Source organism: Bacteroides caecigallinarum (genome assembly GCF_021531075.1).
GTDB lineage: Bacteria > Bacteroidota > Bacteroidia > Bacteroidales > Bacteroidaceae > Phocaeicola > Phocaeicola caecigallinarum_B.
In genome coordinates this window covers 29077-49780 of the sequence record NZ_JADYTJ010000008.1, presented here as the reverse complement: position 1 = coordinate 49780, position 20704 = coordinate 29077, and the positions used below count along the sequence as shown (strand labels likewise).

Sequence of the window (20704 nt, the reverse complement as noted above, 5' to 3'; positions counted from 1 at the left end):
TTATCGTCCTGCTCCACTTTTACTGCGCTTTCTTATCTTTATTTTCTTTATCTGACATCTCTATATCGTCCTCAAGACCTTTCACACCGTCCTTGAAACTTTTTACTCCTTTACCCAATCCCTTCATCAATTCAGGAATCTTTTTTCCACCAAATAAAAGCAAAATAATTAGTCCAATAAGCAGGACTTCCTGCATTCCTATCCCCAATAGTAATAATGTTGTCATAAGTCTTTTATGAATTTAAATTTTTGAAATCGATTTTAAAAGCCAATATCCTCCGAAAACCTGAAGTAACATTCCCGGAACACCTATTCTGAAATCCTGAAGAGCCGCATCCAGACTGCCGCTGATAGCCCATTCTGCCATTCCGCCTACTATCTGATAAAACAGCACGACACCTATCAGAGAAAAGATAGAAAGCTTTCCGGTACGACCTGCCAGAAATCCTGCTGCCACCGCAAGCAGTACAGACTTACATATTATAGCCGGAAGCAAAGCCGGTACAGGCATTCCAAAGAAAAATGAATTTACAAGAGGAGAAAGGATTGCAACAAGCAAACCTAACTTCATACCATATTTATATGCTCCCACCAGAGTGAAAAAATAAATAGGTAACATTGTAGGACCACCTAGATGAACCAGATGGCATAACTGAGGCAAAAGAATATTCCCCAGAATGAAGAGTACAGAAAACACGTATGTCCTTCTCTGTCTGTAGGATAAAGAAACAAAGTTAAATGCTGTATTCATATCAAATATAAATGTTTACATTATTAATAGTTGCAAAGTTATTACTTTCACTCAATTATCTACCATATTATGAATGAAATAATTTCCCCGACGAAGGAAAAACTTATAAATATTTGGAAAATATGCAATTTCATCATACCTTTGCATCGCAAAACTAAACAAACTGACCGATGAACAAACTTCTGACATACATACAACCACACACTCCGCTCCGAATATATCTTACATTCGGACATCGCAGTGCGTCCGTTCATTGGTTCAGCGGATTCCAATAAACATAACCTGTACATATCTATTTTTCTCAATTTAAATTCAGAGGTATATCCATGTATATATCTCAAGGTAATCACATTCTCTCATTCTTAATAAAGTACAGTTATGTTTACAATCATAGGAACAATGTTCACAGGAATTATCCTGGGTTATATCTTCAGAAACATGGACTTTCTGAAAAAGACTGAAAAAACCATATCATACACCATCATATTGCTTTTGTTCATAATGGGACTGTCCGTAGGCTCGAACGACAGAATAATCGAAAATCTCGGAAGTTTCGGATGGCAGGCAGCCATAATTGCATTCTCGGCTACATGTGGCAGTATAATCGCTGCATGGCTGGTACTGACACTGTTTTTCAAGAAAGGAGAAAGCCATGAAGGGTAGTCTGATAGTTCTTCTGTTTTTTATGGCAGGGTGCATATTGGGAGTAATGGACATCATACCTCTCGACTTGCAGAAGAGCAACCTGTCAATGTATATACTGTATGCACTTATGCTGCAGGTGGGACTGAGCATAGGTTCGAGCAAGGATCTGAAATCTATAGTAAAGGATATACGTCCCAAGTATCTGCTCATACCTCTTGCCACAATTATCGGCACATTGCTGTTTTCGGCATTTGCCAGTCTGCTTCTTTCGCAATGGAGCATCTTCGACTGTCTGGCTGTAGGTAGCGGATTTGCCTATTACTCGCTGTCATCAATACTTATCACACAGTTCAAGGAGGCATCTCTCGGCATTCAGCTTGCTACTGAGCTGGGAACAATAGCACTTCTGTCGAATATCTTCCGCGAAATGATGGCTTTGCTGGGAACACCGCTGCTGGTGAAATATTTCGGCAAGCTGGCACCTATATCAGCCGCCGGAGTAAACTCTATGGATGTGGTACTGCCTATAATAACAAGGTATTCAGGAAAAGACATGATTCCAGTGGCTATTTTCCACGGAATATTGATAGACCTTACGGTACCGTTCTTCGTGTCCTTTTTTTGCCGGCTTTAGTCCTAAGTCGGCATTTTTTATACCTATTTCTACATAACAATCAAAAGGATTCATTAAATTTGCAGAAAAATATACAAAACTAAAGCATATTGAATTTGACTGAATGATAGAAAAACATATTGTACTTGAAGATATCGATCCGGTTATCTTCTATGGCGTGAACAACGTCAACATGCAAATGATAAAGGCTCTGTTTCCCAAACTGAGGATAGTGGCTAGAGGAAATGTCATAAAGATAATGGGAGACGAGGAAGAAATGTGTGCCTTCGAAGAAGCTGTGACAGCACTGGAAAAACACTGCTCGATATACAATTCGCTCAACGAGGAGGTTATTCTGGATATAGTAAAAGGCAAGAACACAAAAATAGAAAAGAACAGCGAAGCAATAGTGTTCAGCGTTACCGGAAAACCTATCATTCCCAGAAGTCCTAATCAGTTGAAGCTGGTAAAGGACTTTGAAAAAAACGATATGATATTCGCCATAGGACCGGCCGGTTCGGGCAAAACTTATACCGCAATAGCTCTGGCTGTGAGAGCTCTCAAGAATAAGGAAATAAAAAAAATAATATTAAGCCGTCCGGCTGTAGAGGCAGGCGAGAAACTGGGATTCCTTCCGGGAGACATGAAGGACAAGATAGACCCGTATCTGCAACCACTGTACGACGCACTGCAAGACATGATTCCTGCCGTCAAGCTGAAGGAATACATGGAACTGAACATCATACAGATAGCCCCACTGGCTTTCATGCGCGGACGTACGCTGAACGATGCGGTAGTAATTCTTGATGAGGCTCAGAATACAACTACACAGCAGATAAAGATGTTCCTCACCCGTATGGGTATGAACACCAAGATGATTATCACCGGCGATATGACTCAGATTGACCTTCCTTCGTCTCAGACATCCGGATTGGTACAGGCCATGAAAATCCTGAAAGGCGTGAAAGGCATCAGTTTCATAGAGCTTAACAAGAAGGATATCGTAAGACATAAACTGGTGACAAGAATTGTGGAAGCTTACGAGAAATTCGAAGAAAAAGTAAAATCTCAGAAAGCGGAGAAAGCAAAGACAGAAAAAGACGAAAAGGCTGAGAAAACAGAAAAGAAAGCCGCATCAAAACAATAATAAAACAAACATATTTACTTCCTAAAATATATAGAAAAGATGAGTAAAGCATTAACAAAAACAGACTTCAACTTTCCTGGTCAGAAGAGTGTTTACCACGGAAAAGTTCGCGATGTTTACAACATCAACGGTGAAAAATTAGTCATGGTTGCAACAGACCGTATCTCGGCATTCGACGTTGTTTTGCCTGAAGGTATTCCTTACAAAGGCCAGATGTTGAACCAGATTGCAGCCAAATTCCTTGATGCTACAACTGACATCTGTCCAAACTGGAAACTCGCTACTCCGGACCCAATGGTCACTGTGGGTGTAATGTGCGAAGGTTTCCCTGTAGAAATGATTGTTCGCGGTTACTTGTGCGGTAGCGCATGGCGTGCTTACAAGAGCGGTGTTCGCGAAATCTGCGGTGTGAAACTTCCAGAAGGTATGCGCGAGAACCAGAAATTCCCTACACCAATCATCACTCCTACCACTAAGGCTGAAATGGGTATGCACGACGAAGATATCTCTAAAGAAGAAATCCTCGCTAAAGGTCTTGCTACTCCTGAAGAATATGCTACACTGGAGAAATATACTCTGGCTTTGTTCGAACGTGGTACACAGATGGCTGCCGAACGTGGTCTTATCCTCGTAGACACTAAATACGAGTTCGGTAAGCACAACGGTCAGATTTATCTGATGGACGAAATCCACACTCCTGACTCAAGCCGTTACTTCTATTCAGAAGGTTACGAAGAACGTTTCGAAAAAGGCGAACCTCAGAAACAGCTTTCTAAGGAATTCGTACGCGAATGGCTGATGGCTAATGGCTTCCAGGGCAAGGAAGGACAGACTGTTCCTGAAATGACTCCGGAAATAGTAAACTCTATCAGCGAACGTTACATCGAACTTTACGAACACATCACTGGTGAAACATTCGTAAAGGCTGATACAGCAGAGCTTGCATCACGCATCGAAAAGAACGTTACTGAATACTTGAAATAATTATGACCGGGCGGGGCTTTTCCCGCCCATCATATATTCTATCCACAAATCCTACACTAACTCACAACATGTCAAACTATCCTCAAGAAAACATAAAACCCTATAATCAGGACGAAAGCAAAGCTGTACAGGTAGAAAAAATGTTCGACAACATTGCCCCCACCTACGACAATCTGAACCATGTTCTTTCGCTTGGTATTGACAAGAGCTGGCGACGCAAGGCCATCAATATGCTCAAGCCATACCGCCCTATGCACATGATGGACGTAGCTACAGGAACAGGCGATTTTGCCATACAGGCATGCCGTGTGCTTCAGCCGGAAGAGCTTATAGGTACCGACATCTCGGAGGGTATGATGAATGTGGGACGTGAAAAGGTAAAACAGTGTGGACTGGAAAGACAGATTTCCTTTGCCAAGGAAGACTGTACTTCACTCTCCTTCCCCGACAACAGATTCGATGCCATAACAGTGGCATTCGGGGTACGCAACTTCGAGAACCTTGACAAAGGTCTGACAGAAATGCACCGCGTTCTGAAAACAGACGGACATCTGGTCATATTGGAACTGTCCGAGCCGGAAACATTTCCGATGAAACAGCTTTATGCCATTTACTCGAAAGTCGTAATTCCTACAATCGGGAAATTACTATCGAAAGACAACAGTGCATACACATACCTGCCACAATCCATAAAGGCTTTTCCACAGGGAGAAGTAATGCAACAAATTCTATATAAGGCAGGTTTCAGCAAAGTGACATTCAAAAGACTTACATTAGGTATCTGTACACTCTACTTTGCGACAAAATAACTTAAAATTTTTACTACAATGAAGAAATTCGGCTTAATCGGTTACCCTTTGGGGCATTCTTTCTCAAAAAACTTTTTCAACGAGAAATTTCATTCGGAAAATATTGATGCAGAGTATGTAAATTTTGAGATTCCGACTATTGATGATTTTAACAAAATAATAAAGTCGAACCCTACCCTCTGCGGACTGAATGTTACTATTCCTTACAAGGAACAGGTGATAGGATATCTGGACGAACTTGACAAAGATGCTGCGGCAATAGGAGCTGTAAACGTAATCAAGATAGAAAAGAACAAAGGTAAACTGAAACTTACAGGCTATAACTCAGATGTTATGGGGTTCACACAATCAATAGAGTCTCTGCTTGAACCACACCACAAGAAGGCTCTTATCTTAGGTACCGGGGGAGCATCTAAAGCCATCAACTACGGACTTCACAAACTGGGGCTTGAAACGAAATTCGTGTCAAGATCGAAAAGAAATGAAAATACCATAACATACGACGATATAACACCGGAAGTGATGAAAGAATATAAGGTGATAGTGAACTGTACACCTACAGGCATGTATCCAAAGGCGGACGAATGCCCTAACATTCCATACGATTGCCTCACTCCGGAACACTTGCTATACGATTTGCTTTATAATCCGGACACTACCCTATTCATGAAAAACGGTTCGGAAAGAGGAGCAATAGTTAAAAACGGACTTGAAATGCTTCTGCTGCAGGCTTTCGGCGCATGGGAAATATGGAACAAATAATATTATAATATGAAACATAAGAAATTAATCATCAGCCTTGCTGTCATTATCATTCTGATAGCGGGCGGACTGGTGGGAGGAAGTCTGTACATGATAGACTATTCTCTTCGCCCGGAAAACAGGGGTAAAGACCTTGCAGGTTCGGAAGCTTATATGCGCGACACTTATCCCCAGATAAACGGATGGCTGGACAGCCTTCAGGGAAATCAACTGCTGAAAGATACATTCATTACTGCACCGGATGGAATCAGACTGCATGCTTATTATGCATATGCATCACACCCGACAAAAAAGACAGCGGTAATAGTACATGGATATACGGACAGCGCAATAAGGATGTTCCACATAGGATATATGTACAATCAGTCTTTGGGTTACAACATCATAATCCCTGATCTGAGATATACCGGACTGAGCGGAGGCGATGCCATACAGATGGGATGGCTGGACCGTCTTGACGTGAAGGAATGGATAAACCTGACTCCGGGAATTTTCGGCGACTCTATCCAGGCTGTTGTCCACGGAATATCAATGGGTGCAGCAACTACCATGATGACTTCGGGCGAAGTTTTACCTGATTATATCAGATGTTTTGTAGAGGACTGCGGATACACCAGTGTTTGGGAACAGTTCAAGAAAGAGCTTAAAGAGCAGTTCAATCTGCCGGCATTCCCACTGCTGTACACAGCAAGCTGGATTTGCCAACTTCAGAACGGATGGAATTTCCACGAAGCTTCTGCCATAGAGCAAGTGAAAAAATGCAACAAACCGATGTTCTTCATACATGGCGACAAGGATGATTTCGTTCCTACATACATGGTAAACGAAGTGTATGCAGCAAAATCAGAGCCAAAAGAAATATGGCTTGTACCTGAAACAGACCATGCTACATCGTATAAAAACTATCCGGAAGAATACACCAAGAAGGTAAAAGCGTTTACCGATAAATATATCAATTGACAGAATTCACAAAACTCCTATATAAAATTAGCGTCACACGTACGTGTAACGATTGGAACACGTTCGTGTGACGAAAGTGACACGTACGTGCAACGCGTGTAACACGAACGTGTCACGGTAATTATGCCATGACATTTATAAAATCATCCTACAAGTTCTTCACATTCCTTAAGCCACATTGCCGCACTGGCATCGCTTGGCATACGCCAGTCACCTCTTGGACTGAGTGAAACAGAACCCACCTTAGGTCCGTCAGGAAGACAGGAACGTTTGAACTGCTGATTGAAGAAACGACGGCAGAAATTAGTCAGCCATTTTTTTATGGTAGTGCTGTCGTACATTCCTCTGAAAGCTATCTCTGCCAGATAGAAAATCTTTGCCGGACGCATTCCGAATCTTAGGAAATAATACAGGAAGAAGTCGTGAAGTTCATACGGACCTACAAGGTCTTCAGTCTTCTGTTTGATATTTCCATTTTCATCGGCAGGAATAAGTTCCGGACTGATAGGAGTATCTATAATATCAAGCAATGTGTTGCGCGAAATCACGTCTACACCCGTCTGTGCCACCCAGTTTACAAGATAGCGCACCAGTGTCTTAGGTATGCTGGCATTTACACCATACATCGACATATGGTCGCCATTATAAGTTGCCCAACCAAGAGCAAGTTCAGACAAGTCGCCGGTACCAATCACCAGACCGCCAATCTTATTGGCATAATCCATGAGGATTTGAGTACGCTCGCGGGCCTGACCGTTTTCGTATGTAACATCATGAACAGACATGTCGTGCTCTATATCCTTGAAGTGCTGTATGCATGCATCCTTGATGCTGATTTCCTTGGTAGTGACCTGGAGCGAACTCATCAGTGTAAGAGCATTGTTGTATGTGCGGTCCGTTGTACCGAATCCAGGCATAGTGATACCTACTATACCCTTGCGTGGCAATCCCAACTTATCGAAAGTCTTAACGCACACAAGTAAAGCAAGAGTAGAATCAAGTCCACCTGATATACCTACCACTACTGTTTTGCAGTTGGTGTGTACAAGTCGTTTTGCAAGTCCTGCCACCTGAATAGAGAATATCTCCTCACATCTTTCGTCAAGAAGTTTTCCACCTGCAGGAACAAAAGGATGAGGGTCTACATATCTAGTAAGCGATAGGTCGCGACTATTTACAAGCTCAGCCTGAATATGCTGCACATCCCCTGCTCCATATGCTCTTATGCTGGCAGTAAAAGTAGTATTGACAAGACGCTCGCCACGCAAACGCTCCACATCTATTTCGCTGACCACCAACTGCTCATTGAATGAAAAACGCTCAGCTTCGGCAAGCAAGGTTCCGTTTTCATAGATAAGGGCATTTCCGGCAAATACCACATCTGTTGTAGATTCACCAAAACCGCTTGATGCGAAAACATATCCTGCCAGACAGCGTGCCGACTGCTGTGCAAGCAACGAGCGCAGATACTGATGCTTAGCTATATTCTCTGTATCGGCAGACATATTGAATATTATCTCTGCTCCCTTCAGCACCAGTTCTGAGCTTGGAGGTACAGGAGCCCATACATCCTCGCATATTTCTATTCCGAAGCACGTATCCGATGTGTCGAAAAGCAGATTCTTACCAAATGGCACTATCTGTCCGCATAGCCTCACTGACGAAACTCCAGCATATGTTAACGACGATGCAAACCATCTCTGTTCATAAAATTCCTTATAATTTGGAAGATAGGTTTTAGGCACCACTCCAAGAATCTTTCCTTTCTGGAATACAACCGCACAATTGGCCAAAGTAGAGTTGACCATAACGGGCATGCCCACTATAGATATAATATCCAACTGACGGGTATTGTTCATTACCTGTATCAAAGCCATCTCTGCCTGATCAATCAGAAGCTGATGGGAAAACAGGTCGCCACATGAATATCCCGTAAGATTCAGTTCGGGAAAAATCACAATCTGCACTCCTTTGCCATCGGCAACCATAATCTGTGCCTCAGTCTGCTGTGCATTGAATTTACAGTCGGCCACCCTTACCGCAGGAATGGCAGCCGCCACTTTTACAAAACCAAATTTCATATAATTTGTTATATAATGTATAGTCAGTGCAAAAATACAAATTATTCCTTTGCACGGCAGATAAGTTAAAAGTAAAAAAAACAAAAAAGTAAGTTTGGAACTTGTAGTTTAGAAAAAAGTTTGTATCTTTGCCATTGAAATAAAATTGTAATAATTACAGAATTGAAAGAGAGTATGAACGTTTACGAATATTTGCTTAGTTACGACATCAAGCCATCCGTACAACGCATCGCAATTATGGACTATCTCCTGAAGCATCATACCCATCCTTGTATTGATGAGATTTATATGGCACTTCACGATAATATTCCTACCCTTTCAAAAACAACTGTATATAACACACTGAAGTTGTTTGTTGAACATGGAGCCGCAAAGATGCTAACGATAGACGAGCGCAATGCTTGTTTTGATGGTGATACATCGGCACATGCACATTTCCAGTGCAAATGTTGCGGTAAGATTTTCGATGTGCCTATGCATATCAACGAAAAAACCATGAATAACATGGCAGACAAAGGATTCTGTGTTGAAGAGGTACACAACTATTACAAAGGTGTTTGCCCTGACTGCAAAAGGAATAATTCCGACAAAAACTAGAATCGGATTACAAAATATTAATTTAACAACTAACTAACTTATTACTATTATGAAGAAATTTATCTGTACAGTATGTGGTTATATCCACGAAGGTGACTCAGCTCCTGAAAAGTGTCCATTGTGTAAGGCTCCAGCTTCTAAATTCAAAGAAATGGAAGAGACAGAAGGTGGTCTTCAGTTTGCAGACGAACACGTAATCGGTGTAGCTAAAGGTTGCGACGAAGAAATGATTAAAGACCTTAACAACCACTTCATGGGCGAATGTACAGAAGTAGGTATGTACTTGGCTATGAGCCGTCAGGCTGACCGCGAAGGCTATCCAGAAGTAGCTGAAGCTTTCAAACGTTACGCTTGGGAAGAAGCAGAACACGCTGCTAAGTTCGCTGAACTTCTTGGCGACTGCGTATGGGATACTAAGACAAACCTTGAAAAGCGTATGAACGCTGAAAGCGGTGCTTGCGCTGACAAGAAGCGTATCGCTACTCGTGCTAAAGCTCTTAACCTTGACGCTATCCACGATACAGTTCACGAAATGGCTAAGGACGAAGCTCGTCACGGAAAAGGTTTCGAAGGTTTGTACAACAGATACTTCAAGAAATAATTTACTATTACAGAATAGGTTTATGCCAGACATATCAAAAGATATGTCTGGTATTTTTTTATCCCTATATCAATAAAAAAAGAATCCATGACAGAATAAAAACACACCGTCATGGATTCGTTCATTATACAGTTATAGTCATTAGTCGAGTTTCAATACTGCAAGGAATGCTTTCTGAGGCACTTCCACTGTACCAATCTGCTTCATACGTTTCTTACCTTTCTTCTGTTTTTCCAGAAGTTTACGCTTACGGCTCACGTCACCACCGTAACATTTCGCAGTTACATCCTTACGCACAGCCTTGATAGTTTCGCGAGCGATAATCTTCGCACCGATTGCAGCCTGGATTGCGATTTCAAACTGCTGACGTGGAATAAGTTCTTTCAGTTTCTCACACATACGTCGTCCCAGGTCGTACGCATTGTCGAAGTGTGTAAGAGTGGAAAGCGCATCCACAGACTCACCGTTCAGAAGAATATCAAGTTTGACTAGTTTTGAAGGACGGAAACCAGACTGATGATAGTCGAACGAAGCATATCCCTTGGAAATACTCTTCAACTTATCATAGAAGTCTATCACTATTTCTCCAAGAGGCATCCTGTAATGCAATTCCACACGGTTACCCGAGATATAGTCCTGACGAACCAACTCACCACGCTTGCCAAGACACAATGTCATAATCGGACCGATATAATCTGTAGAAGTGATTATGGAAGCATCGATAAACGGTTCTTCTATATGGTCTATCAATGTAGGATCTGGCATACCACCAGGGTTATGTACCTCCTGCACTCCACCCTGCTTGTCGTATATCATATACGATACGTTAGGCACAGTGGTAATAACATTCATATCAAACTCACGGTCCAGACGTTCCTGAACAATTTCCATATGGAGCAATCCGAGGAATCCGCAACGGAAACCGAATCCCAATGCTAATGAAGATTCAGGCTGGAATGTCAACGAAGCATCGTTAAGCTGAAGCTTTTCCAATGATGCTCTAAGGTTTTCGTAGTCTTCTGCCTCAATAGGATAAACACCGGCAAACACCATCGGTTTAACTTCCTCAAAACCGTCGATGGCCTTGTCGCAAGGTTTTGCAATATGTGTAATCGTATCACCTACTTTAACTTCTTTTGATGTTTTGATACCTGAAATAATATACCCTACGTCTCCTGTACGCAGTTCCTTACGAGGTACCATATCCATCTTCAGTACACCAATCTCGTCGGCATCATATTCCTTTCCTGTATTAAAGAATTTTACCTTATCACCTGTTCTCAACACTCCGTTCTCAATCTTGAAATAAGCAATAATTCCACGGAAAGAGTTGAACACAGAGTCAAAGATAAGAGCCTGAAGAGGAGCTTCCTCGTCACCTACCGGATGAGGTATACGTTCTACAACAGCCTTAAGGATTTCCTCAACACCCATACCTGTTTTACCGGATGCACGGATAATCTCTTCGCGCTTGCATCCCAGAAGGTCTATTATTTCATCTTCCACTTCTTCCGGCATTGCGCTTGCCATATCACACTTATTCAGAACCGGAATAATCTCCAAGTCGTGTTCAAGTGCCATATAAAGATTCGAGATAGTCTGAGCCTGCACTCCCTGCGAAGCATCAACTATGAGCAAAGCTCCCTCGCATGCAGCAATAGAGCGCGAAACCTCGTATGAGAAGTCCACGTGTCCCGGAGTGTCAATAAGATTAAGTATGTATTTTTCACCGTTGTAGGTATATTCCATCTGGATGGCATGGCTCTTGATTGTTATACCACGTTCGCGCTCCAGATCCATGTCGTCAAGCATCTGTCCTTCAGTGACCTTGATAGTCTGCGTATATTCCAGAAGTCGGTCCGCCAAAGTAGATTTTCCGTGGTCGATATGTGCGATGATACAGAAATTTCGTATATTCTTCATTCGTTTTTATTGCGTAAAATTAATTTGAGTGCAAAGATAATTAAAAATCGCCTATTTTCAATGTCTTATAAAAGACATTTAAGCACTTTGCAAACTATATTTCTCTAAAATTTCTGTCACTATGGTAATGAAAAATAGAATGAATAATGACTATTATATCATAGTAATGAATATTTTTAGTTAATTTGCAAAACGAACAATAATGTAGTTAATTATGAATCAATCTACTCAGCTTAATGTACACAACAAGCAGGAATATCCAACGATAAATGCATCCGAGCTTTCAGATAATATAATTATTTACCAGGCTGAGGACGGTGAAATCAAACTGGATGTAAAAATAAATAATGACACAGTTTGGCTGACACAGGCGCAAATGAGCGAATTGTTCGGCAGAGAAAGAACTGTTATCGGTAAACACATTAAAAATATTTTTTCAGAAGGTGAATTAAACGAAAAAGTGGTATGTGCAAATTTTGCACATACCACTTCACATGGCGCTATAAAAGGGAAATTACAAACCAGAGAACTGGTTTATTACAATCTAGACGTTATCATATCAGTTGGTTATCGTGTAAAATCCAAACGTGGAACCCAATTTCGCATCTGGGCCAATAAAATTCTGAAAGAATATATCATAAAAGGGTATGCCATCAATCAGAAAATAAAATTGGAAAGATATGAGGAACTTAAAGATATTGTTCGCATTCTTGGAAACACAATAAAAAATCAGAAACAGCTAACCTCAGAGCAATCCAAAGGACTTTTAGCCGTAGTGACTGATTATGTATATGCATTAGACACTCTTGACAAATATGACTATCAGCAACTTACTATAGAGCATACAACTAAAGGTGATAAATTCCAAGCTACTTACGAGAATGCAATGGAAGCAATCAATAGCCTGAAAGGAAAATTCGGTGAAAGCGAATTGTTTGCACATGAGAAAGATCAGTCATTCAAAAGTTCAATCGCTACTATATACCAGACTTTCGGTGGAATTGAGCTTTATCCAAGTATTGAAGAGAAAGCAGCAATGCTACTATATTTAGTGACTAAGAATCATTCTTTCAGTGATGGGAACAAACGAATTGCCGCAATGCTGTTTCTCTGGTTTATGGAAAACAATGGGATACTTTACAGACAGAATGGAGAAAAGCGAATAGCCGACAATACTTTAGTAGCCATTACATTAATGATTGCAGAAAGCAGAACAGAAGAAAAAGATATTATTGTAAAAGTAATTGTAAATCTAATTAATCAGAACAACTAAATTTATGGAAACCCAACTTAACGCACACAACAAACAGGAATTTCCTCCCATGCACACCTGCGAACACATAATCAACAGAACAATGATAAACCTCTTCGGATGCGGAAGAGCTGTTTCGGCACATATCGAAAGGAAGAAAAGCAAACTGGACTATGCCATACCACAGCCTCTGAACGATGAAGATATTACAAGAATAGAAGATACCGTAAACAGTGTTATTGCACGGCATCTTGATGTGACAACAGAATTCATAACACAGAAGGAAGCTGCAGACAGATTTGACTTGAAACGCTTGCCAGAAAACGCCTCGGATACTGTAAGAATAGTAAAGGTTGGCGATTACGACGAATGCCTCTGCATAGGGCTTCATGTTAATAACACATCAGAAATTGGAACATTCAAGATTATAAGCCACGACTATAACGATGGCATTCTGAGGATAAGATTCAAACTTATTAAGTAATATGGCAAAAAAGAAAAAAGCGAAAAGCGGTATTAAGTGGAAACCGTTGCTGCTAATCATACTTATCGGATTATGCGCCGGAGGTTACTATGTTTATTCTGAGAATAAAAACATAAATCTACCGGAACTCCCGGACAATAAGAAAATACAGAAAACTTTAAAGAAGACTGTTCAGGAAGCCGACAAGATTAAGGATGAAATAGTAGCACAGGCAGAAAACCTGAAACCGGTAATTGAAAAGATAAGATCAGGAAACAAGGAAGAGACAACCTCATCTGCCGAAACACCTAAACTTAATCTGGAAATACCTGTTTATACATATCCGGGAAGATACGAGAAGGAAATCATCATAAACAGAACAGGCTATACCCTATCATACAACCAGTATTATAAGAACCCCAATTGGGTGGCATGGGAACTGACCAGGGAAGAAACTAAAGGAGAAACAGAAAGATATGACAGGTTCATGCCCGATCCGGACCTGCCTGAGCTGAGAGTTGTTCATAAGGACTATACCAAAAGCGGATACGACAGAGGTCACATGGCTCCGGCAGCGGATATGAAATGGAACAGACAGGCTATGATAGAATCGTTCTATATGAGCAATATATGCCCTCAAGTTGGCAATCTGAATCGTGGTGATTGGAACGACCTGGAAGAACTTTGCAGAGACTGGGCAGACAAATATGGAAGAATTTACATTGCATGCGGACCAATTTTCGATTCCAAATCACCTAAAAGGATTGGCGGACATAAGGTTGCCGTACCTGACAGATTCTTCAAGGTTATACTTATATATAACAGAAAGAATCCTATAGCCTTGGGATTTATATTCAAAAACATCGCCCGTTCACAAGATTTAGAGAAATACATGGTGACTGTGGATAGTGTGGAAAATGTTACTGGAATGGATTTCTTCTCAAAACTACCTGACGAAGTGGAAAACAGAATAGAAAGTATTATTCCACAATTGCCTGGCAAGAAATAAGACTAAAAAAATGGGACACGTATCAAATGTGAAATCGTGTCCCATTAATATATAGCAATTGAATTAAATTAATTAGTGCCGGCTTCTCCTATATAATTTACATTTATCGTAGGAGTAGCACCAGAAGCTGTTATTTCCCAAATTTCTGCAGCTTTCCACACGGTACCATCTGTAACTGTAAGATCACTGGCATTTTCAAGTTCTGTATAATTATTTCCACCTACTTCTACGCAATGGTCTATCCCACTCGTTGCAATATTATTGCCTACCAAGTTAATATCTGATACATTTTCAGGCAAAACTGCATAACATGAAGTTACATGTCCGTTATTATATCCCGCAATAGCACCTATATTATTACCAGCATTACCAAGCAATGATACATGTGTTGAATAGCATCCATAAACATAAGCAGACAAGCTGTAATTGTAACCAACGATTCCACCCATAGCCTCCGAGTTTAAATCTTGTGCACCAACTGTAGTATATGCAGAATAACTTGCAACGACTTCTCCACGAGCATTGTAACCTACTACACCACCAAGTCGAGTACTGTTTTGACCTGATTCATGAATAATTACACTTCTATCAACTACACACTGTGCAACTGTTCCAAAAGCATTTTCTCCTGCTATTCCTCCAGCCCAAACACCAGAAATATTAGCTTTTTCAACTGCACATTTCAGCAAACGTCCACTTGTCGATACATTATTTTCTTCTGAATTTGAAGCTACTATTCCTCCGGCACGAGAACTTGAACCTGTCGCTTTTATTTGGGTATTATCACCAGACACTGTACAATATTCTATTTTACCATAATTATAAGCAGAAATACCACCAGCCAAATAGTTGCCATTTATTGTAACATCCTGTACATTACAGTTATTAACCTGCACACTGTTATTACCTGTTATGGCACCGGCATTATTTCCCGAAACAATAGAATTATTTACATTACAGTTATCAATGATACCCAAACTGACACCTGCAACCACACCGGATGATGATCCGTCGCCAGTTATTTTAGCATTGGAAAATATAACATCATGCACCTTCGCACCCTGGGCAAGTCCACCAAAGAAACCTACATTACCTGTTCCACTCACTGTCAGATTCGTTATAGTTTTTCCATTACCATCAAAATTACCGGAATATCCTTCACCGGCAGTCATGCTACTTCCTACAGGAGTCCATGCCTGATCGTTCATATCAATATCCGCATCCAAAACAACATCTGTAGTCAATTTATCTGTTCTTGCAGCCCAACTAATCAATTCATCTGCATTACTAATATGAACAACTTCTTTAAATTCACCAGTGGTAACAGTTCCCAAATCCAATATATGTCCCGCTGTCAATGTCACTGGATTACTACCCAAACGTTTCCATTCTTTATTGCTATTATCATAAAAAACAAGTGATAATCCATTTTTCAATTCAGCAGGAGCAGTTACAAAATAATAAGTTTTCCCAGATGTAAATTCACCACTGAGTGTAACTTCTGTTTCAGCAAATTCTGCTTCCACTGTCGCAGAAGGAGTAGCAGATAAAGCATCAATATGTATTGTCCCAGCCAATGCTTCTCCGCCATTTCCACGAAACATCACTTTCTTAATAGCGTTGTTTCCGGTATATTGTAAAGTAAACTTCACCAAAGCACAAGCATTTTTGAAAGCTAAAGTTTTATCACTGCCGGACTTTGCTACCGATGGATTTAGCATATTGGCAAAACTACCTTCAAATGAAACTTGTTCGGCAGGCAACGTAGTAGTAATCACACTACCGGAAATAGCAGCATTCGCATTATACGGATATAATGCATAATATATCTCCAAATTATTTTGCGCTGACCCAGTAAATGTAACTGAAGATCCACCAGTCGAGGTTGTAAATTTATTATTACCATTGGAATCAAATAAAGATATGGCATCATCTTCCTCCCATTCGACAACATTGTTTGTAGTTAAAACAGTACGAGACAAAGCATCAATACCTGCCTTGAACTCCATTTTAACTTTTTCAGCACTTGAAGAATTTATATCCGAAATAATTTCTTCTTTAGTACATGAATACAACATTGATGTTCCTAGAATAAGGAACGGTATAAAATATTTTTTCATACATAAAATCTTAATTCACCAAATATATTCATCTTCTTCAAATCCTTCATGCGTTGACGAAACGCTACCACTAAGGATAGTTGATTCACTTTCCAAGCTTATCACTTGACATTTCGGAGATTCATAAACCTCCACTTCAATAATAGCATTGTTCGTTTTCATATTTTCCACTAGTTTAATATTGTTTCAACATTGTAAAGGTATATATAATTTTTGTAATTGTATTAATTCCCCCAATTAAATTACAGAAAATTCATTTATTTATCACAACATATAATCATAAAAAACTTTATTCAGAAATATATTATAATAAGATCATATCATGTAATAAAATATGCTATAAAGCAAACTTTTTGACATAAAAGCTAGGAATTAAATATTATTTAGTTACTTTTGCAAAAACGACTGAACAAACAGTAAATAAAGAAAAACAATGAATGTAGCAATCATAAAATACAATGCAGGCAACATTTTCTCAGTGGATTATGCTTTAAAGCGTATCGGAGTGACACCTGTCATAACATCCGACAAGGAGATACTTCTTAAAGCAGACAAAGTGATATTTCCAGGTGTAGGCGAAGCGGAAACCACAATGAAATACCTGAAGGAGCAGAATCTGGATATATTAATAAAGGATTTAAGGCAGCCGGTTCTGGGAATATGCCTTGGGATGCAGCTTATGTGCAGATATTCGGAAGAAGGAAATACTGAATGCCTCGGGATTTTCGATACAGATGTAAAGAGGTTCTGTCCGCAAAGACACATTGACAAAGTGCCACACATGGGATGGAATACTATCGAGAATGCCGTAAGTCCTCTGTTTAAAGGATTCGAGAAGGATGAGTATGTTTATTTCGTCCACAGCTATTATGTTCCGCTGAATGATTTCACTGCCGCACGTACCAACTACATTCTGCCTTACAGTTCGGCACTGCATAAAGACAATTTTTATGCTACACAGTTCCACCCTGAAAAGAGCGGAAAGACGGGAGAAAGAATCTTGAGAAATTTCTTAGAACTATAAACACATAATTATATCTTGTTATGATAGAAATAATTCCCGCCATAGATATAATAGACGGAAAATGCGTCCGTCTCTCAAAAGGAGACTATGACTCTAAAAAGATATACAATGAAAATCCTGTTGAAGTAGCAAAAGAATTTGAGGCATACGGAATCAGGCGACTGCATGTAGTTGACCTGGACGGAGCCAAATCAAAACATATTGTCAACTACAGGATCTTGGAACAACTGGCCGGAAGAACCTCTCTTATTATCGACTTCGGAGGAGGAATAAAATCGGATGAGGATCTTATTATAGCTTTCGATAACGGGGCACAGATGGTCACCGTGGGAAGCATAGCGGTCCAGAATCCACAACTGTTCGAAAAATGGCTGAACAAATACGGTCACGAACAGATAATTCTGGGAGCCGACGTAAAAGACAATAAAATAGCTATCAACGGATGGAAAGAGGAAAGCGACATAATGCTTGAAGATTTCCTGAAAGAATATACTTCAAAAGGAGTATCAAAAGTTCTTTGTACCGATATCAGTAAGGATGGAATGCTGGAAGGACCGTCAATAGAACTTTATAAAAGCATAATGGCAAACCATCCGGATATGCATCTGATAGCCAGTGGTGGAGTAAGCTGCCTGGATGATATATACAGACTGGACGAAGCCGGTATTCCTGCCGTAGTTTTCGGGAAAGCAATATATGAAGGTAAAATTAAACTAAAGGACTTGTCCGATTTATCAAACTCTGACAAACAAGACTGATTATGCTTGCAAAAAGAATTATACCATGCCTTGACATAAAAGACGGACAGACTGTCAAAGGTACAAACTTCGTAAATCTGCGTCAGGCGGGCGACCCAGTGGAACTGGGAAAAGCTTATAGCGAACAAGGAGCAGACGAACTTGTTTACCTCGACATCACAGCAAGCCACGAAGGAAGAAAAACATTTACAGATCTCGTAAAGAGAATAGCTGCACAAATCAATATTCCTTTCACTGTTGGTGGTGGGATAAACGAACTTAAAGATGTCGACAGACTGCTTAATGCCGGTGCTGACAAAGTGTCTGTAAACTCGGCTGCAATAAGAAATCCGATGCTTGTGGATGAAATAGCAAAACATTTCGGTTCACAAGTATGTGTGGTTGCTATTGACGCCAGACAGACAGCCTGTGGATGGAAATGCTATCTTAACGGTGGAAGAGTGGAAACAGAAAGATATCTGTACGAATGGGCAAAAGAGGTAAACGACCGCGGAGCAGGCGAAATCCTCTTCACAAGTATGGACCACGACGGCGTAAAAACCGGATATGCAAACGAAGCTTTGGCGTATTTGAGTGAAACGCTTGACATACCTGTAATAGCTTCAGGAGGTGCAGGAAAGATGGAACATTTCAGAGATGCATTCACACTTGGTAAGGCAGATGCCGCACTCGCTGCAAGTGTATTCCACTTTGGAGAGATACCTATTATGAAACTTAAAGAGTATCTTCAGAATGAAGGTATTTCCGTAAGATTTTAAAATACACATACATATTAACCCAAAATTGATTACGACATTATGGAATTGAATTTTGACAAAATGAATGGACTTATTCCAGCCATCATACAAGATAATTACACTCAGAAAGTACTTATGCTGGGGTTCATGAACGAAGAAGCATATCAGAAAACAGTAGAAACAGGCAAGGTTACATTCTTCAGCCGCACAAAAAACAGACTTTGGACTAAGGGTGAAGAAAGTGGTAACTTCCTGAATGTAGTATCAATAAAGGCCGACTGTGATAACGACACACTTCTTATAATGGTTAATCCTGTAGGACCTGTCTGCCACCTAGGTACTGACACTTGCTGGGGCGATAAGAACGAACAGGATATCATGTTCCTTAAAGAGCTTCAGGACTTCATCTGCAAACGCCACGAAGAAATGCCGGAAAAATCTTACACAACAAGCCTCTTCCAATCGGGAGTGAACAAAATGGCACAGAAAGTGGGCGAAGAAGCTGTTGAAACCATAATCGAAGCATGCAACGGTACTGACGAAAGACTGATTTACGAAGGAGCCGACCTCATCTATCACCTTATAGTATTACTGACATCGAAAGGCTACCGTATAGAAGACTTGGCCAGAGAACTTAAGGAACGCCACAGTGAAACCTGGAAAAAACATTAATCAATGAGCGAAGGAGCACTTATATCATATAGTAATGTAAGCATCTGGCAACAGGAACAGGAGATTCTTGAAAATATCAGTTTCAGCATCTGTCCTGGAGAATTTGTATATCTTATAGGTAAAGTTGGAAGTGGAAAATCCACTTTCCTGAAATCCATTTACGGAGAGCTCGACATAAAAGACGGCAATGCAACTGTGCTGGGATATGACATGAAAACCATAAAAAGAAAGCATATACCTGCATTAAGAAGAAGAATAGGCATTGTTTTTCAAGACTTCCAGTTGCTTACAGACCGTACTGTAAAAGAAAATCTGGAATTTGTATTGAAAGCTACAGGGTGGAAAAACAATAACGACATCCAGAACAGAATAGCCGAAGTACTCACACAAGTTGGCATGGAAACAAAAGGATATAAAATGCCAAACGAGTTGTCAGGAGGCGAACAACAGCGAATTGTAATAGCAAGGGCTATACTAAACAAGCCGGAGCTCATTCTTGCTGATGAGCCAACAGGTAATCTTGATGTAGAAACAGGTCACAAAATTGTTGAGCTCCTCAGAGAAATATGTTCGCAAGGCTCGGCCATAATAATGACAACTCATAATATAAACCTACTTTCCGAATATCCAGGCAAAGTATATAAATGTGAGTCGCACAAGCTTGAAGAGCAACAAAATTCATAAAAAAATCAAACATAGAAGTAAATTTGGCATAAAAACAAAAAGAAATTGATTATTATTGCTAAATTTGCATTCTGATATTTAATTATTAACAATCCATTAAAATTCGAAACGT

At 40.2% G+C, this 20704-nt stretch carries 22 protein-coding genes; 17 read left to right on the top strand and 5 right to left on the bottom strand.

What is annotated here, in order from left to right:
- Positions 1 to 19: 19 nt before the first annotated feature.
- Together tatA and I6E11_RS03890 are read right to left on the bottom strand one after the other, a co-directional pair.
- A complete protein-coding gene (tatA, locus tag I6E11_RS03895; RefSeq protein WP_235336511.1) occupies positions 20 to 226 on the bottom strand; it encodes a twin-arginine translocase TatA/TatE family subunit in 207 nt (68 codons plus the stop codon).
- Positions 227 to 241: 15 nt separating this feature from the next.
- Positions 242 to 751: an ECF transporter S component gene (locus tag I6E11_RS03890; protein ID WP_235336510.1), complete on the bottom strand. Its 510-nt coding sequence runs from the start codon at positions 749 to 751 to the stop codon at positions 242 to 244.
- 378 nt (positions 752 to 1129) lie between these two features.
- Between I6E11_RS03890 and I6E11_RS03885 the strand changes: the two genes are divergently transcribed.
- From I6E11_RS03885 to I6E11_RS03855, 7 genes are all read left to right on the top strand, one after another.
- The gene (locus tag I6E11_RS03885; RefSeq protein WP_235336509.1) at positions 1130 to 1414 is read left to right on the top strand and encodes a LysO family transporter; all 285 of its coding nucleotides are present in this window, start codon (positions 1130 to 1132) and stop codon (positions 1412 to 1414) included.
- Complete coding sequence (locus I6E11_RS03880) at positions 1404 to 2030, top strand: LysO family transporter (protein ID WP_235336508.1); 627 nt, start codon at positions 1404 to 1406, stop codon at positions 2028 to 2030. Before I6E11_RS03885 ends, I6E11_RS03880 begins: the two co-directional genes overlap by 11 nt.
- 103 nt (positions 2031 to 2133) lie before the next feature.
- A complete protein-coding gene (locus I6E11_RS03875; protein WP_235336507.1) occupies positions 2134 to 3156 on the top strand; it encodes a PhoH family protein in 1023 nt (340 codons plus the stop codon).
- A gap of 39 nt (positions 3157 to 3195) precedes the next feature.
- Positions 3196 to 4140, top strand: coding sequence for a phosphoribosylaminoimidazolesuccinocarboxamide synthase (locus I6E11_RS03870; protein ID WP_154043013.1), 945 nt, complete (start codon positions 3196 to 3198; stop codon positions 4138 to 4140).
- A 68-nt stretch (positions 4141 to 4208) separates the two neighbouring features.
- Positions 4209 to 4949, top strand: a complete 741-nt coding sequence (gene ubiE, locus I6E11_RS03865; RefSeq protein WP_235325251.1) for a bifunctional demethylmenaquinone methyltransferase/2-methoxy-6-polyprenyl-1,4-benzoquinol methylase UbiE — start codon at positions 4209 to 4211, stop codon at positions 4947 to 4949.
- Between the two features lie 18 nt (positions 4950 to 4967).
- Positions 4968 to 5711 carry a shikimate dehydrogenase family protein gene (locus tag I6E11_RS03860; protein ID WP_235336506.1) on the top strand — a complete coding sequence of 248 codons (744 nt, stop codon included), beginning with the start codon at positions 4968 to 4970 and terminating at the stop codon, positions 5709 to 5711.
- Positions 5712 to 5720: 9 nt separating this feature from the next.
- Positions 5721 to 6671, top strand: a complete 951-nt coding sequence (locus tag I6E11_RS03855) for an alpha/beta hydrolase (protein WP_235336505.1) — start codon at positions 5721 to 5723, stop codon at positions 6669 to 6671.
- Positions 6672 to 6814: 143 nt separating this feature from the next.
- Here I6E11_RS03855 and I6E11_RS03850 read toward each other — a convergent pair whose 3' ends face one another.
- On the bottom strand, positions 6815 to 8752 hold the full coding sequence (locus tag I6E11_RS03850; protein ID WP_235336504.1) for an NAD(+) synthase: 1938 nt from the start codon (positions 8750 to 8752) through the stop codon (positions 6815 to 6817).
- 174 nt (positions 8753 to 8926) lie between these two features.
- Between I6E11_RS03850 and I6E11_RS03845 the strand changes: the two genes are divergently transcribed.
- A complete protein-coding gene (locus I6E11_RS03845) occupies positions 8927 to 9349 on the top strand; it encodes a Fur family transcriptional regulator (protein ID WP_235336503.1) in 423 nt (140 codons plus the stop codon).
- Positions 9350 to 9398: 49 nt separating this feature from the next.
- Positions 9399 to 9950 (top strand): NADH peroxidase, encoded by a 552-nt coding sequence (locus I6E11_RS03840; protein WP_154043018.1) that lies wholly within the window; start codon positions 9399 to 9401, stop codon positions 9948 to 9950.
- 141 nt (positions 9951 to 10091) lie between these two features.
- Here I6E11_RS03840 and lepA read toward each other — a convergent pair whose 3' ends face one another.
- Entirely contained in the window at positions 10092 to 11873 is a 1782-nt protein-coding gene (lepA, locus tag I6E11_RS03835; protein ID WP_235336502.1) for a translation elongation factor 4, read from the bottom strand.
- 214 nt (positions 11874 to 12087) lie between these two features.
- Between lepA and rhuM the strand changes: the two genes are divergently transcribed.
- From rhuM to I6E11_RS03820, 3 genes are read left to right on the top strand one after another with little or no spacing between them, the layout of a single operon-like run.
- Complete coding sequence (rhuM, locus tag I6E11_RS03830) at positions 12088 to 13146, top strand: virulence RhuM family protein/type II toxin-antitoxin system death-on-curing family toxin (protein WP_235336501.1); 1059 nt, start codon at positions 12088 to 12090, stop codon at positions 13144 to 13146.
- Between the two features lie 4 nt (positions 13147 to 13150).
- A complete protein-coding gene (locus I6E11_RS03825; RefSeq protein ID WP_235325268.1) occupies positions 13151 to 13609 on the top strand; it encodes an alanyl-tRNA editing protein in 459 nt (152 codons plus the stop codon).
- Between the two features lies 1 nt (position 13610).
- Positions 13611 to 14597, top strand: coding sequence for a DNA/RNA non-specific endonuclease (locus I6E11_RS03820; RefSeq protein WP_235336500.1), 987 nt, complete (start codon positions 13611 to 13613; stop codon positions 14595 to 14597).
- 68 nt (positions 14598 to 14665) lie between these two features.
- Here I6E11_RS03820 and I6E11_RS03815 read toward each other — a convergent pair whose 3' ends face one another.
- On the bottom strand, positions 14666 to 16717 hold the full coding sequence (locus tag I6E11_RS03815) for a hypothetical protein (protein WP_235336499.1): 2052 nt from the start codon (positions 16715 to 16717) through the stop codon (positions 14666 to 14668).
- 433 nt (positions 16718 to 17150) lie between these two features.
- Between I6E11_RS03815 and hisH the strand changes: the two genes are divergently transcribed.
- The 5 genes from hisH to I6E11_RS03790 are packed head-to-tail and all read left to right on the top strand — an operon-like array spanning position 17151 to position 20592.
- Entirely contained in the window at positions 17151 to 17741 is a 591-nt protein-coding gene (gene hisH / locus I6E11_RS03810; RefSeq protein WP_235336497.1) for an imidazole glycerol phosphate synthase subunit HisH, read from the top strand.
- A 20-nt stretch (positions 17742 to 17761) separates the two neighbouring features.
- Positions 17762 to 18499, top strand: coding sequence for a 1-(5-phosphoribosyl)-5-[(5-phosphoribosylamino)methylideneamino]imidazole-4-carboxamide isomerase (gene hisA / locus I6E11_RS03805; protein ID WP_235336496.1), 738 nt, complete (start codon positions 17762 to 17764; stop codon positions 18497 to 18499).
- 2 nt (positions 18500 to 18501) lie between these two features.
- Positions 18502 to 19257 (top strand): imidazole glycerol phosphate synthase subunit HisF, encoded by a 756-nt coding sequence (hisF, locus tag I6E11_RS03800; RefSeq protein WP_235336495.1) that lies wholly within the window; start codon positions 18502 to 18504, stop codon positions 19255 to 19257.
- Positions 19258 to 19296: 39 nt separating this feature from the next.
- Positions 19297 to 19908, top strand: a complete 612-nt coding sequence (hisIE, locus tag I6E11_RS03795) for a bifunctional phosphoribosyl-AMP cyclohydrolase/phosphoribosyl-ATP diphosphatase HisIE (protein WP_235336494.1) — start codon at positions 19297 to 19299, stop codon at positions 19906 to 19908.
- Between the two features lie 3 nt (positions 19909 to 19911).
- The gene (locus I6E11_RS03790) at positions 19912 to 20592 is read left to right on the top strand and encodes a cell division ATP-binding protein FtsE (RefSeq protein WP_235336493.1); all 681 of its coding nucleotides are present in this window, start codon (positions 19912 to 19914) and stop codon (positions 20590 to 20592) included.
- The last annotated feature ends 112 nt before the right edge of the window (positions 20593 to 20704 follow it).